Source organism: Streptomyces sp. NPDC046862, assembly GCF_040704615.1.
Classification (GTDB): Bacteria; Actinomycetota; Actinomycetes; order Streptomycetales; family Streptomycetaceae; genus Streptomyces.
In genome coordinates, this window is record NZ_JBEYXP010000013.1 from 18,257 (window position 1) to 32,577 (window position 14,321).

At 66.4% G+C, this 14,321-nt stretch carries 9 protein-coding genes and 2 pseudogenes; 9 read left to right on the forward strand and 2 right to left on the reverse strand.

Annotated elements, in window-relative coordinates; translation table 11 throughout:
• Positions 1-264: 264 nt before the first annotated feature.
• The 7 genes and pseudogenes from AB0959_RS16475 (at position 265) to AB0959_RS16505 (ending at position 9,765) form a co-directional block, all read left to right on the forward strand.
• Positions 265-1,170, forward strand: coding sequence for a S1 family peptidase (locus tag AB0959_RS16475; RefSeq protein ID WP_366827089.1), 906 nt, complete (start codon positions 265-267; stop codon positions 1,168-1,170).
• 232 nt (positions 1,171-1,402) lie between these two features.
• A pseudogene (locus AB0959_RS16480) lies at positions 1,403-2,461 on the forward strand (slipin family protein).
• 284 nt (positions 2,462-2,745) lie between these two features.
• Entirely contained in the window at positions 2,746-3,828 is a 1,083-nt protein-coding gene (locus AB0959_RS16485; RefSeq protein ID WP_366827090.1) for a S1 family peptidase, read from the forward strand.
• 411 nt (positions 3,829-4,239) lie between these two features.
• A pseudogene (locus AB0959_RS16490) lies at positions 4,240-4,998 on the forward strand (GNAT family N-acetyltransferase); the annotation flags it as partial.
• Positions 4,999-5,042: 44 nt separating this feature from the next.
• The gene (locus AB0959_RS16495) at positions 5,043-5,288 is read left to right on the forward strand and encodes a DUF2283 domain-containing protein (RefSeq protein WP_366827091.1); all 246 of its coding nucleotides are present in this window, start codon (positions 5,043-5,045) and stop codon (positions 5,286-5,288) included.
• Between the two features lie 479 nt (positions 5,289-5,767).
• Positions 5,768-8,998 (forward strand): condensation domain-containing protein, encoded by a 3,231-nt coding sequence (locus tag AB0959_RS16500; RefSeq protein WP_366827092.1) that lies wholly within the window; start codon positions 5,768-5,770, stop codon positions 8,996-8,998.
• Positions 8,999-9,051: 53 nt separating this feature from the next.
• Positions 9,052-9,765: an alpha/beta fold hydrolase gene (locus AB0959_RS16505; RefSeq protein ID WP_366827243.1), complete on the forward strand. Its 714-nt coding sequence runs from the start codon at positions 9,052-9,054 to the stop codon at positions 9,763-9,765.
• Positions 9,766-9,833: 68 nt separating this feature from the next.
• Here AB0959_RS16505 and AB0959_RS16510 read toward each other — a convergent pair whose 3' ends face one another.
• On the reverse strand, positions 9,834-10,544 hold the full coding sequence (locus AB0959_RS16510) for a class I SAM-dependent methyltransferase (RefSeq protein ID WP_366827093.1): 711 nt from the start codon (positions 10,542-10,544) through the stop codon (positions 9,834-9,836).
• Positions 10,545-10,570: 26 nt separating this feature from the next.
• On the reverse strand, positions 10,571-11,623 hold the full coding sequence (locus AB0959_RS16515; protein ID WP_366827244.1) for a MupA/Atu3671 family FMN-dependent luciferase-like monooxygenase: 1,053 nt from the start codon (positions 11,621-11,623) through the stop codon (positions 10,571-10,573).
• Positions 11,624-12,204: 581 nt separating this feature from the next.
• Here AB0959_RS16515 and AB0959_RS16520 point away from each other — a divergent pair.
• Together AB0959_RS16520 and AB0959_RS16525 are read left to right on the forward strand one after the other, a co-directional pair.
• Positions 12,205-13,560, forward strand: coding sequence for a long-chain fatty acid--CoA ligase (locus AB0959_RS16520; protein ID WP_366827094.1), 1,356 nt, complete (start codon positions 12,205-12,207; stop codon positions 13,558-13,560).
• A complete protein-coding gene (locus AB0959_RS16525) occupies positions 13,557-14,303 on the forward strand; it encodes an SDR family oxidoreductase (RefSeq protein WP_366827095.1) in 747 nt (248 codons plus the stop codon). The genes AB0959_RS16520 and AB0959_RS16525 overlap by 4 nt, the downstream gene beginning before the upstream one ends.
• Positions 14,304-14,321: the final 18 nt, after the last annotated feature.

Consider the following 14,321-nt stretch of genomic DNA (forward strand, 5'->3'; position numbering starts at 1 on the left):
CAGGTGGAACTGATGCACGGCCAAGCATCTCCACAGAATCCTCACATGAAGGTTGAGAGATCGAGTACCGCTGGTAACAGGCGGAGTTGAGTGCCCGTGCGACCGAAAGGCCCTCTTGCGTCGCTCGGTCGCGCAGCCGAATACTCCCCCCAGCGCCTTGTCAGGGGCACAACGTGTTCGGAAACCGGACGCTCCCTCTGGCCCGCGCCTCACGGGCCCCAACCCCACAGCGGGCCCCCGACTTCCCCCAGGAGGGAACGAACAGTGAGGATCACGCGCACCACCCCCCGCAGCAGCATCGCGAGACGCACCCGGCTGATCGCCGTCACCACCGGGCTCGTCGCCGCGGCTGCCGTCACTGTCCCCACCGCGCAAGCGAGCGACGCGCAGACCTTCAGCACCGCCCAGCTCAAGAGCGCCAGCTCCTCCATCCTCGACGCCGACGTACCGGGCACGGCCTGGGCGATAGACCCGAAGACCGACAAGATCCTCCTCACGGTCGACAGCACCGTCTCCCAGGCGGAGCTCGCGAAGATCCAGGAGGCGGCGGGCAGCAACGCCGGCGCCCTGACGGTCAAGCGCACCCCGGGCAAGATGAACAAGCTGATCAAGGGCGGCGACGCCATCTATGCGAGTAGCTGGCGCTGCTCCCTCGGCTTCAACGTGAAGAACAGCAGCGGAGCCGACTACTTCGTGACCGCCGGTCACTGCACCGACGGCGCCGGCACCTGGTGGTCGAACTCGGGGCACACCACGACGCTCGGGACCACCTCGGGTTCCAGCTTCCCGACGAACGACTACGGCATCGTCCGGTACACCAACACGTCCGTCACCAAGTCCGGCACCGCGGGCAGTGTGGACATCACCCGTGCGGCCACCCCGGCCGTGAACACCAGCGTCATCCGCACCGGCTCCACCACCGGTACCCACACCGGGCGGGTCACCGCGCTCAACGCGACCGTCAACTACGGCGGCGGTGACATCGTCTACGGCATGATCCAGACCACGGTCTGCGCCGAGCCCGGCGACTCCGGCGGTCCGCTCTACGGCAGCAACGGCACCGCCTACGGTCTGACCTCCGGCGGCAGCGGCGACTGCACCTCCGGCGGCACCACGTTCTTCCAGCCGGTCACCGAGGCCCTGAGCGCCTACGGGGTCAGCGTCTTCTGACCGGTGTGCGGGCCGGAGTCGCTCCGGCGTCCGTACGACCGAACCTGCGTCCGGCAGCAGGCAGGCCCCCGCACGGCAAGTGCCGTGCGGGGGCTCCCCCTTGTCCGCTCGGCGGAGTTACCGTCAAAGGGCATGCGAGGTGCGCGCACGTACTCCGAAGCGCTCCTGGGCACAGGCACTCCGGCGCGCGCGTACTCCGCTCACACTCCGACTGCGGACCTTGGGGGCCGACATGGTCGAGGAGCTGGTTCTCGCGGGGGCGTCCCTCGCGTCCGTCGGCGCGGTGTACGTGATGTCGGCCGCCCGGGTGGTGAAGCAGTACGAACGAGGGGTGGTGTTCCGGCTCGGGCGGCTGCGCGAGCAGGTACGGGGCCCCGGATTCACGATGGTCGTCCCCTTCGTCGACCGGCTGTAGAAGGTCAACATGCAGATCGTGACGATGCCGGTGCCCGCCCAGGAGGGGATCACGCGGGACAACGTGACCGTGCGGGTGGACGCCGTCGTCTACTTCAGGGTGACCTCGCCGGCCGAGGCGGTCGTCCGCGTCGAGGACTACCGGTTCGCGGTCTCACAGATGGCGCAGACCTCGCTCAGGTCCATCATCGGCAAGAGCGAGCTGGACGATCTGCTCTCCAACCGCGAGAAGCTCAACCAGGGGCTGGAGCTGATGATCGACAGCCCGGCCGTGGAGTGGGGCGTCACCATCGACCGCGTCGAGATCAAGGACGTCTCGCTGCCCGAGACCATGAAGCGGTCCATGGCCCGGCAGGCCGAGGCCGACCGTGAGCGAAGGGCCCGGGTCATCAACGCCGACGCCGAGTTGCAGGCGTCCAAGAAGCTCGCGGAGGCGGCCCAGCAGATGGAGGACACCCCCTCCGCGCTCCAACTGAGGCTGCTCCAGACCGTGGTGGCGGTCGCGGCGGAGAAGAACTCCACGCTCGTCCTGCCCTTCCCGGTGGAGCTGCTGCGGTTCCTGGAGCGGGCCCAGGGGCCGGACCCGGCGCAGCAGCGGCCCGTGCGGCGGGCGCCGCGGGAGGCGCCTCAGGGGGTGCCGCAGGAGGATCCTCGGACGGGCCCGGCGGACGGTCTGGCCGAGGGGTCGGTTGGCGGAATGCCAGACGGTCTGGCAGAGGGACCGGCACGCAGGCTGGCAGACGGGCTGGCAGACGGGCTGGCGGGAGGGTCGGCAAAGGGTTCTGAGGTCCGCGAGCAACCGGTGCGGAAGCAACCGCCGCCCCTTGAGCTCCGACTGGATCGGGAGTCCGACGGGTTGAAATCCGGACAGGAGTAGACCTTGCCGACCGCACAGGGATAACCCTCGATTTCCGCGTTTGCAGTGGGGACCTACCTGGCGTGGCCATGGCAGGTTTACGCGCGTCAAGCTGCGAGGAGCGCGGGTGAGTTGAACCGCGCTCGTCCTGAAGTCGACCTTGTGTGCCCCCTGGGGGCCTGGGAATAGTGGTCGTCGTCCGTTGGCATGGACGCGCCTTTTTCGGGCAGCAGACCCGTGCCCACCTTCCGGTTCCGGGGTCCCCACAACTTCCGGAAACCGAACCCCCCACAGGAGGACGTGAGTTGAAGCACCGACGCATACCCAAGCGGCGTGCCGCTGTGGCAGGTGCGGGTATCGCCGCACTGGTCGCCGCGGGAGTCACCTTCCAGACTGCGAACGCGAGCGAGACCGCGAACACCCCCGACCTCAAGACCCTCTCGGTCGGCGCGGCCGGAAACCTCGCCACGACGCTGGTCAAGGACCTCGGCGGTGACGCGGCGGGAACGTATTACGACGCGAAGGCCAAGAACCTCGTGGTGAACGTGCTCGACAAGACGGCGGCCCAGGCCGTCGAGTCGGCCGGAGCCAAGGCGCGCGTCGTCGAGAACTCCCTCGCCGAGCTGAAGGGCGCCCGTACGACGCTCAAGAAGGACGCCACCATCCCCGGCACGTCGTGGGCGACCGACCCGAAGACCAACAGAGTCGTCGTCACCGCGGACCGCACGGTGTCCAAGGCCGAGTGGGCCAAGCTCACCAAGGTGGTGGACAGTCTCGGCGCGAAGGCCGAACTGCAGCGCACCAAGGGGGAGTTCAAGCCCTTCATCGCCGGCGGTGACGCCATCACCGGCGGCGGCAGCCGCTGCTCCCTCGGCTTCAACGTGGTCAAGGGCGGGGAGCCGTTCTTCCTGACCGCGGGCCACTGCACCGAGGCGATCTCCACCTGGTCGGACTCCAGCGGCAAGGAGATCGGCACCAACGCCGACTCCAGCTTCCCCGACAACGACTACGGCCTGGTCAAGTACTCGGCCGACGTCGACCACCCGAGCGAGGTGAACCTCTACAACGGCTCCGCCCAGGAGATCACGGGTGCGGCCGAGGCCACCGTCGGTATGAAGGTCACGCGCAGCGGGTCGACGACCCAGGTGCACGACGGTTCGGTCACCGGGCTGGACGCCACCGTCAACTACGGCAGCGGTGACATCGTCAACGGCCTCATCCAGACCGACGTCTGCGCCGAGCCCGGGGACAGTGGTGGCTCGCTCTTCTCGGGCGACAAGGCCGTCGGTCTGACCTCCGGCGGCAGTGGTGACTGCACGTCCGGTGGTGAGACGTTCTTCCAGCCGGTCACGGAGGCGCTCTCCGCGACCGGTACCGAGATCGGCTGACGCCTTTCGCGTCGCTTCTGCGTCGCTTCCGCGTCGCTTCGGACCCGCAGGCTGTTTGGTGCCTGCGGGTCCGAGTGCGTTTGGGGGGTGCGGGGTTGTTTTCGCCCCCGCCGCCCCTAAGGGGCTCCGCCCCTTCGACCCCGTTCGGGGGCCAGCCCCCGGACCCCCGCTCCTCAAACTCCCCCAGCTACCGCTGGGAGGTGCCCCCAAGGGGCTGAATCGTGCGGGTAGGGCCAGGCCGGCTGAAGGGCAGGGGCTGGGAGGGAGGTGGTGTCCGGTATCGGGCGGCGGTCGTCGGTGTGGACGTGGGGCCGGTGTAATTCGCTTGCCCTGGCCGCGGGGCAGCAGCGCTGCACTGTGGCCAGAGACCACGAGTCGTGGTGCCGGTATTCCGAGGAGGCAGCAGCAGCGATGGAGATCCGTCCCGCGACCGACGAGGAACTCGACGTCTTCGTCGATACAATGCATGCCGCGTTCGGGCTCTTCCCGGAAACCCCGGTCGAGGGTGGCGGGCTCTGGTGGTCGGCGCTCGAGACGGACCGCTGCCTGCTCGCCCTGACGGTGGACGGGCGACCCGTCGGTACCGCGGCCACGTACCCCTTCGAACTGACCCTGCCCGGTGAGACCCTCGTCCCGGCCGCCGGGGTGACCGGCGTCGGCGTCCTGCCCTCGCACCGGCGCCAGGGCGTGCTCAGCGCGATGATGCGGCATCAGCTCGCCGAGTCACGGGCCCGCGGCGAGTTCCTCTCCGTGCTGCTGGCCTCCGAGGCCTTGATCTACGGCAGGTTCGGCTACGGACCGGCGACCTACACGGCGCGGCTGACGGTGCAGCGCCACCGGGCTGCCCTCGCCGTTCCCCGGGCGCGCGGAGTGGCCGACGCACCAGCGACCGGCTCGGACAACGGCTCGGAGAGCGGCTCGGTCGAGGTGCTGCGGCGTAGCGAGTGCGGCGAGATTCTCGAAGAGGTCTACGACCGGTATCGCCGCGCCCAGCCCGGCGCGCTGTCCAGGCCGCACCGCTGGTGGGCCTTGCGCGCGGGGCAGCCCCCGATCTCGCCTGCGCCGCGCTACGTCGCTGTCCACCGGGACGCCGACGGCGCCCCGGACGGGTACGCCAGCTACTCGATCGAGTCCGGCACCCTGACGGTCGACGAGACCATCGCCACCGACAAAGACAGCGCCACCATCAGCGACAGCAAGGGAGACCACTCACCGTGACAGATGTCAGAGTCACCTACGACAAGACCGTCAACGCAGCGTACGTATACCTCACCGAACCGCAGGCCCGCGTGAAGTCCGCGCGCATGTATCCCTGCGATCCAGTGGACGTCGACGGCATGATCAACCTCGACTTCGACGAGCAGGGCCGCCTCATCGGCCTCGAGGTGTTGGCGGCCAGTTCGAAACTGCCCGAGTACCTGCTCCAGTCCGCGGAGCGACTTGACACCGAAGGTGCATGACCAGCCGAGCACCACGCTCGCGGCGAACAGGTTGGAAAAGGCTCAATCAGACCACCGGACTCCACGAGTTCAACCTGAGTACCTGCTCCAGTCCGCGGAGCGACTTGACACCGAAGGTGCATGACCAGCCGAGCACCACGCTCGCGGCGAACAGGTTGGAAAAGGCTCACGGACTCCACGCTCCGAGGGGAGGGACAGGGGTGGGGGCGCAGAGGTCGCAGCTCAGGTGCGTTGTCCACCAGCATGACCACGTCATGTCTAGCTGGCGAGACAGGAGCCGGCCCTGTCCCGCGGTGGAATAGATAACTCTCCTTTGATGTCTGCGGCCAAATGGCTAGGCTTTCCCGGGTCGGGATGGGATGTCGCCTGGTGGGTGCGGTTGATGGGGCCGCACAGGGTATGCACGTGCAAGCAGGAGAGCAAGTCCCTGTTTCCCCTTGAAGCTACGATCGATTGGTTGGCGGACTTCTATGTCTCAGATGCATCACGCGAAGGGGCAGGACGACCATCATTCGCGTGTGGTTCGCGCCTCATCCGCACAGCGGAGAATGTATTTCTCCTCAATTGTGCGGCCAGCCAGTTCGGCTGATACCTGGGGAACCGCCCTCACAGTCGACGGGGATCTCGACATAAGCAGGCTTGAGCGCGCCCTACAAGTGCTGCGCGGCAGACACGAAACACTGCGCACCACATTCCTGGAACGCGACGGTGAAGTTCTCCAGGTGGTGCACGATGCGAACGGGGACGTTACCCAGTCTTCGTTGCTCGACATCGTAGAGGCCGAGGGGGACTCGCCCAGCAAGCGCTGCGACTGGGCGGAGGATGAGGCCGGAAGGCTGCTTGACATTTCCTTCGATATTTCATCAGGGCCACTCTGGAAAGCAAGCGCGATACGGGTGTCATCCCGACTACATCTGATAATCTTCGTGTTCCATCACATCATTATCGACGAGATTTCCGCACAGGTATTCGCCGAAGAACTACGCCTCGCTTACGCTGACGCAAACGCGCTTGCCGTCGCGACGCTGGCCGTTCAGTACGCGGATTTCTCCCTGGCGGAGAATGCCTCCGGGGTGGATCCTGCCGGCCTGGACTACTGGCGTGGCCAACTGGAGGGTATCCAGTCGCCCCAGCTGCCCGAGGACAGCAGGGAAGACTCGGGCGTGATCGTCGGGTCCCGGATCCCGGTCACTGTTCCAGGGAATATGGTAGCGGAATTCGAAGAATTCTGCAAGGATCGCTCGATCACTCCGTTCGTGGGCATGCTCGCAGCGTATTTCATTCTGTTGCACCGCTGGGCGGGATCGAGCGATATAGCAGTTGGCACGCCGGTACTCAGCCGACCGGACTCGGACTTCTTCAGAACGATCGGATTCTTCGCCAATACAGTGGTGCTGCGCTGCCCGATAGCACCGACACTGACCTTCGATCAGTTTCTCGACCACGTGAGTGAAACGGTTCTGGACGCGCTCGACTACCAAGACGTGCCGTTCGAAGCGGTCGTAGAGGACATTGCCCCCCACCGGGACGCCGATCGCAATCCCCTCTTCCAGGCCGCTATCGGCTATGGCACTCTAGACCCGAGCGATACCTGGGCACTTGACGGCCTCCAGGTGACGCCCATGCCAGACCCCATGGAGTTGTCGCGCATCGAGTTCGACCTGCGTCTGGACATACAACGGCTGGCACACGAAACCTCACTCACTATCGAATACAATCGTCAGCGGTTTTCCGAGGCGGCCATGCAGAGGTTTGCCGATACCTACGGAAAGCTGCTGCAGTCACTCAGTCGGGCACCCGATGTCCCGCTCGGGAACATCCCACTCCTCGACCAAGTCGCCCTGGACGAAACGCTGGTGCTCGGCGCGAGTGGTGATACGCAGGACGTCCGTGCCCCCGCGGAATGCACATCCGCATGGGACCTCTTCGAATTGACGGCCGCGACTGTTCCTGAACGGGAAGCAGTCGTTGCGGCTGGGGAGCGGCTCACCTTCGCCGAACTGGCCGGTCGGGCCCGGACGATGGCCACGGCATTGCGCGCACGCGGCGTACGGTCCGGCATCATGGTGGGGATCTGCCTGGCCAGGCGCAGCGATCTGATCGTCGCGATGCTCGCCACCTGGGGTGCGGGCGGTGCCTTTCTCCTGCTGGATCCGCAGCAGGACGAGGCCCGCCGCCAGCTCCTTGAGGAGGCCGGCATCGCCCTGGTCGTCTCGGACGAACGCTTCGCCGAGGTGGAGACGGTCTCAGCGGCCGCGCTCCTGGCGGACTCGGCGACGGCGGTTGGGGGCGATTCCACGCACGGGGTCGATGCCGCTCGTCGCCCGGCAACTGCTCCGGCCTGCATGCCTTTCACAGGAGGTTCCACGGGACAGCCTAAGGGCGTGGTCATCGATCAGGCGAGCCTCGTCGCTCTCGCCACCACCCAACTGGCGCCTATGTACGCACGGCTGCCCGAAGGGCGCCAAGTGAATGTCGGCGCGCTGAGTTCCGTGACGTTCGACGTGTTCATCAACCAGTGCCTCGGCATGATCGCCTTCGGGCACCGGCTGCTGTTGATCGACGAAGAGGAGAGGACGGATCCGGTCCGGCTCCTTGCCCGAGGGGCGGATCCTGAATCATCGATTGACGTGTTCAACTGCAACAGCAGCCAGATGGAGAGCTTGGTCGACGCTGGTCTCCTGACCCTTCCGTACCCGCCGAAGATGGTCATCATCGGTGGCGAGAGCGTGTCGCACCGGCTGTGGCGGCGTCTGCACGACCAGCCTGGACTCCTCTCGTTCAACACGTACGGCCTGACCGAGTGCACTGCCGATTCGGCCAGGGCAGAGATCGGCGAACACGCACACCAGGTGGCCGGGCGCGCGGTGGGCGCGGCTCAGATCTACATCGTCAACGACGAACTGCAGTTGCTGCCGCCCACGTTCGTCGGCGAAATCTGCATCGGTGGGCTCGGTGTGGCCCAGGGCTACGCTGGAGAGCCCGCGTACACGAGTGAACGGTTCATAGCCGACCCGTTCAGCCGTGTCCCCGGACAGCGAATGTACCTCACCGGCGACAAGGGCCGGCTGCGTCCTGATGGGCAGTTGGAGTTCTGGGGCCGTCTCGCCGACCAGGTGACGGTCCGAGGTTTGCGCGTCGAGCCGAGTGAGCTGGAGGCTCTGCTCGACAGCCATCCCGCCATCGCCCGCGCCGCCGTCATCGCGACCGACCCAGGCACGGACATGGCTCAACTGGTGGCGTATGTCGTGCCGGGCGACGGAGGCCGGGACTGGCTGACGTACTCCGCCGTACGGGAGTTCCTTCGTGGCAAGCTCCCCTCCGCACTGTTGCCCGACCGGGTAGAGGTCCTTGAAGAGTTCCCGGTCGCCTTCAACGGCAAGCTGGATCGCAGGGCACTGTCGGGAATCGAGTCGTCGGGCACCCTGCTGGAGGCCGGCCAGGGCACGACGTTGCTCGACATCTTCCGGGAACAGCGTCTGTGCGAGATCGTGGCTGAGGTGGTCGAAGCACCGCAGGCCGGCCCTGACGACAACTTCTGGGTACTCGGCGGAAATTCGCTGCTCGCCATGCAGGTCATCGGTCGAGTGCGCACCGCCATGGGCTGCGAGCTGAGCGTCCGAGCGATTTTTGAAGCCGATTCGCTCGGGGAGATGGCGTTTCAGCTGGTTGCCGTCGACGACAGCACAGAGAAAGGTGACGGCCGATGACCGCCACCGTGGAGAACTTGCTGCGCTGCCGTTCCCCTCATCCGGACCCTGACATGCGGCTGTTCTGTCTTCCGTGGGCCGGGGCCGGGGCGCTCGGATATAGCTCCTGGAAGTTGCCCACTGACATGGCTGCCGAAGTGTGGGCCGTCCAGCTCCCCGGACGCGAGGACCGGGCCGGGGAGCCTCCGCTGCCGTCCATCACCTCGATGGTCGACGCCCTGCGGGGTGTTGTGGAACCGCTGCTGGACCGACCGTTCGCGTTCTTCGGCCACAGCATGGGGGCTCTGCTGGCCTTCGAACTGGCCCGCGCGCTTCGAGACACGGGCGGACCGGCCCCTGCCCAGCTGTTCCTTTCCGGGATGCGTTCACCCGACCTCACACCCTGGCGCCCGGCCGCGAGCGTTCTGGGCGACGAGGCCCTGCTGCACCGGCTGAACGAGATCGCCGGTCCCTCGGTCTCAGCTGTGCGCGACCGCGATGTGCTGCTGTGGCTGGCTCCCGCGATGCGTGCCGACTTCGCGGCGTGCGAGAACTACCAGTACCGCGACGAACTGCCGTTGGACATACCGACCTGCCTGCTCGCCGCCGTCGACGACGCCGAGGTCCGGGTGGACGAGGTGTCCGCATGGCGGCGGCACTGCGGTGCCGCCGGCCCTGTACGCGTCTTCGAGGGAGGCCATCTCTACCTGCTCGACCAGGGGGCGGATGTGCTCTCCCTCATCGCCGAAGTACTCCAGGACTCCTCGGCTTCCCGGCCGACAACCTGAAGGCCCGAACGCCACCGTCGCACCTGTCCGAGCCGCCACCGAAGCCGTCGTTGCGGGCGTACCCAGGATCAGCCGCCGGTGCCCCCACCAGCTTGGACTACGAAAAGTCGCGCGTCGAAGTAGTGGTCATTCGGTGATGGCACCTCGGGTCCGTAGGGCACCCACGCCTCTCGGCCTTCGACGGTGGGAACAAGCGCCCGCCCGACCAGACAGACAATGGCCGCTCGTGGGACACGGCTGATGGAGCGCTCGATGTTTTCCAGGACCCGCTCCGCCACAGCTGGACTGAAGGGCTCGTAGAAGTAGAAAACTCCCACACCGTCCGGGATCTCGAACTCAGCGGCGTCCTGGTGACATACCTCGATGGCACTGCACTTCTTGGACTTGGAGTCGTACCGCTGCACATTTTGCGCGGCAATCTCGCAGAGATGCCCGGAGTACTCGACTCCGATGATCCTCTTGAATGGAAACTCCGAAGCGACCAGCAGTGCGCGACCTTTTCCGGAGCCGAAATCGATGAACGTCGCCTCCTCGTACTTGACTGGAAAGCGCGATATCACCTCCCTTATGGTCCCGGCAGGTGACGGGGAGTACCGGTAGTTGTGAAGCAGGTCGACCTCGTCGGCCTCGTCGATGTCCCAGGTCTCGGAGGGAGCGCTCGTTTCGACTCCGAATGCGGTGTCGAATTTTTCGGCCTGATCGACCTCGGCAACCTTGGCGTCGAAGGTTTCCTTTTCGTCCAGATAATCGAGGAAGTTCTGCCGCTTGTCGTAGGCCACTATACCCTCCTGAAAAGTCCAGATATTCACGTACTGCTGCTGCCGACGACATCGCGCAGGCGCTGGAGGTGCGTCAAGCCCGACATCACCTCGTCCGTCGAAAGCCCGAAGTCAACGAGACAGGCGATCTCGTCCACGCCGATCTCCGCGAGTCGCGCGACGACTTCCTTTGCTTTTTCGACCGCGCCGAGAAGGCCGATGTTGTCGAAGTAGTGCTCGAACGATCGCTCGACCAGAAAATCGACCTCGTCCTCTTCGAGGTTTTCGGGATCCTCCGAGCTGGAGCCGGGGTCCGAGGCCAGGATGAGATTGAGCGCGCTGCGCATGTAGGCCGACAGTGCCGGCCTGACCATCTCACGGACCGCCTCGTTGTCCTCACCCAGGAAGGTGTGCACCATGACCACGACGTGGCCCGTAAACGCACCCTGACTCGCCTCGGCCGCGGCCTTCCGGTACTCGGAGATCTTCTCCGCCAACAGCTCGGGGCTTTGGCCGAGCAGGTGAGTCAGCAGCCCAGCGCCTATACGGCCCGCGCTCCGGAAGGTCTCGGCGTCGCCGACGCTGGTGATCCAGACGGGCAATTCCTCCTGCACCGGCGGGGGAAAGGACCGCACCTTCGCCGGGTTTCCCATCCCGTCAGGGAGATCGACAGTCTCGCCGCGCCACAGGGCCCGTACTTGCTCGACCCGCTCGTACATCTCGGTCCGGCGGTCCGCGTAGGCCGACGGGTTCAGCACAAAGTCAGTGGCGTGCCACCCCGAGGCAAAGGACACACCGACGCGGCCGTGCGAGATGTTGTCCACCACCGACCATTCCTCGGCGACCCGCAACGGGTGATGGAGGGGTGCGACAACGCTACCTGCCCGAATTTTGATGCGTCTGGTGATCGCGGCAATCGCCGCACTGGTCACCGACGGATTCGGATAAGTTCCTCCGTAGTGATGGAAATGACGTTCCGGCGTCCATACGGCTTGGAAGCCGTGCTCGTCCGCGAAACGAGCGCCCTCGATCAGTAGCTGGTACCGATCGCCCTCGGCGTTTCCACTGTCATTGGCGAAGTAGAAAAGGCTGAAATCCATCACACTCACACCCCTCAGCTGCCGGCATGGAATCGGGGTCAGAATGTGCCGACATCATTGCCACGCACAGGCGCCACGCTATGCAGCGGCATCGAAGACGAGTCCAGCGTTGACTTAATCGGTGGCACGACCATGCGCCACCGCTTGTCTCGCCGGCGGGACAGGCTCGGCACACTGCTTCACGGCAGGCCCGCGCGTATATCGGCCGGCAATGACTGGGCGAGTGAAGATCGCCGTATCGCCGGACCGGACGAAACGCAGGTAGTCTCCGTGATCAGTCCGCACGTAGGCAGTAGATATGCGATATGTCCGATCAGCCGGAGGGTTTCTTCTCGTTGGCTCCAGCTTCTTCGAGTTCGCTGGGAATTGCCCGCCGACTATAAGGGTCGTCGGTCGAGTGCGCGCTGTCCCGGGGCACGGTTTCCCTGGCCCGCCCGCGGTACTGAGTCGAGCCGCGATGTCACCGACCCGCCGCGGTGTCACCGGTCTGCCGTGACGCGGAGATCGCCCGAACGCCCGGCTCACCACACGATCGTGCTCCGGAGGTTGGAAGCAAGCACATGACGATTAGGGGAGGCGCGATGGATTGGCTGTTGTCGCACATTCGGGGTCGAGCCGACGCCGAAGCCATGGTCGGACACGGCGGCAGGGTCACGTACGCCGACCTCGCGGAGCGGGCCACCGGCTGGCTGGCCGAGCTGGATCGGCTCGACGTGACGGCCGGCGAGATCGTGGCGGTGGTCGGGAACATCTCACCGAACACGGTCGCGCTCTTCACGGCGCTCGCCGTCAGAGGCGCCGTCGTGGTGCCCTTCGCTCCCGCCGATCCGCCGAGGGACCAGCGGGAGCGCCGGATCGCGACGGCACACGCGACCCGCGTCGTCGAGTTCAGCGGTCCTGACGAGTGGACGGTCCGGACCATCGCGGCACCGGACACGCCACGGCCACACCTCCTGACCGAACTCGCCACCCGCGGAGAGGCCGGGCTGCTGCTGTTCTCCTCGGGCTCGACGGGCGAGAGCAAGGCCGCGCTGCTCTCGCTCCCCCGGCTGCTCGGCGGCTTCGGTGCGTCGTCGCGCCCCCGGCGAACGCTGCAGTTCATGGCCCTCGACCACATCGGTGGAGTCAACACGCTGTTCCGTACGCTCATCAGCGGCGGCACGGTGGTCACCGAGCCGCAACGCACCCCCAAGCACGCGTGCGAGGCCATCGAGCGTCACCGCGTCCAGGTGCTACCGACCACGCCGACCTTCCTCAACATGCTGCTGGTCTCCGGCGCCTACCGGGACTACGACCTGTCCTCACTCGAACTGATCACCTACGGCACGGAGCCCATGCGCGAGGTCACCCTCGCGCACGCGGCCACCGAGTTTCCCCGTGTGCGGTTCAAGCAGACCTACGGCCTCACCGAGACCGGCATCCTGCCCACGCGATCGATCTCGTCGGACTCGTTGCGGATGGACGTCGGAGGGCGGGGATTCGGGACGAAGGTGCGCGACGGGGTGCTCTGGATCAAGTCACCGAGCGCCATGCTCGGGTATCTCAACGCGCCCAGCCCGTTCGACGAGGACGGCTGGCTCAACACCGGAGACGCGGTCGAGGTGGCCGAGGACGGCACCCTCCGCGTACTCGGGCGGCTCTCGACGCTGATCAACGTAGGCGGAGAGAAGGTGTCACCGGCCGAGGTCGAGAACGTGCTGCTCCGGGCCGGCAACGTCTGCGACGTCGTCGTGACCGGACGCCCGAACGCCGTCACCGGTCACATCGTCACTGCCACGGTCGAACTGGTCGAGCCGGAGGAGCAGCGGGCACTGAACAGGCGGCTGCGCCAGTTCTGTACGGACCACCTGCCGCCCCACAAGGTTCCGGCCGTCGTCACCGTCTCGGACGTGCCGTTGCACGGCGAGCGTTTCAAGCGCATGGGGGGTGCGGTGTGAACGGCACCGTGGATCAGCGTCCGGTGGCGGTCGTCAGCGGAGGCAGCCGAGGTCTGGGACTGGCGCTGGTGACCGACTTCCTGGAGCGCGGTTACCGAGTGGAGACCTTCAGCCGGTCCGAGTCCACCGAGCTCATCGCGCTGCGCAAGTCGACCGCTGCGGACACCCTGTTCTGGTCCTCGATCGACGGAACGAACGCCGAAGCCGTCGAGGAGTTCGCCCGAGCGGCCATGCGTCGCCATCGCCGTATCGACGCGCTCGTGAACAACGCGGCGATCGGGCTGGAGGGCCTGCTGACGCTGACCGCCCCGACGGCCATCGACACCGCGCTGCGGACCAACGTGACACTGCCGGTTCTGCTCACCCGGGCCTGTCTGAAGCCCATGCTGGCCCGTCGGGCGGGTGTGGTGATCAACCTGTCCTCCATCAACGCGCTGCGCGGGCAGACCGGCGTCGCCGTGTACGGCGCGGCGAAAGCGGCGCTCGACGGGCTGACGCGAGGTCTCGCCCGTGAGGTCGGCCCTGCCGGGGTCCGCGTGGTCAGTGTCGCTCCCGGCTACTTCGACAGCGACATGACCGCGGGTATCGATGAGGCCCAGCGCCGCCGCATCGTGCGCCGGACGCCGTTGGGCCGGCTCGGCTCGATCGAGGACGTGCTCGGCGTCATCCGGTTCCTCACCTCGCCCGCGGCGAGCTTCATCACCGGCCAGACCATCACCGTCGACGGTGGCTACACCTGCTGAACCCCTACCGCGGGGCCG

Excerpts from the sequence above, each read along its gene's own strand:
- AB0959_RS16515 (WP_366827244.1), bottom strand. The coding sequence starts at position 11,623 with ATGGATTTCAGCCTTTTCTACTTCGCCAATGACAGTGGAAACGCCGAG.
- AB0959_RS16500 (WP_366827092.1), top strand. The coding sequence starts at position 5,768 with ATGCATCACGCGAAGGGGCAGGACGACCATCATTCGCGTGTGGTTCGC.
- AB0959_RS16520 (WP_366827094.1), top strand. The coding sequence starts at position 12,205 with ATGGATTGGCTGTTGTCGCACATTCGGGGTCGAGCCGACGCCGAAGCC.
- AB0959_RS16505 (WP_366827243.1), top strand. The coding sequence starts at position 9,052 with ATGCGGCTGTTCTGTCTTCCGTGGGCCGGGGCCGGGGCGCTCGGATAT.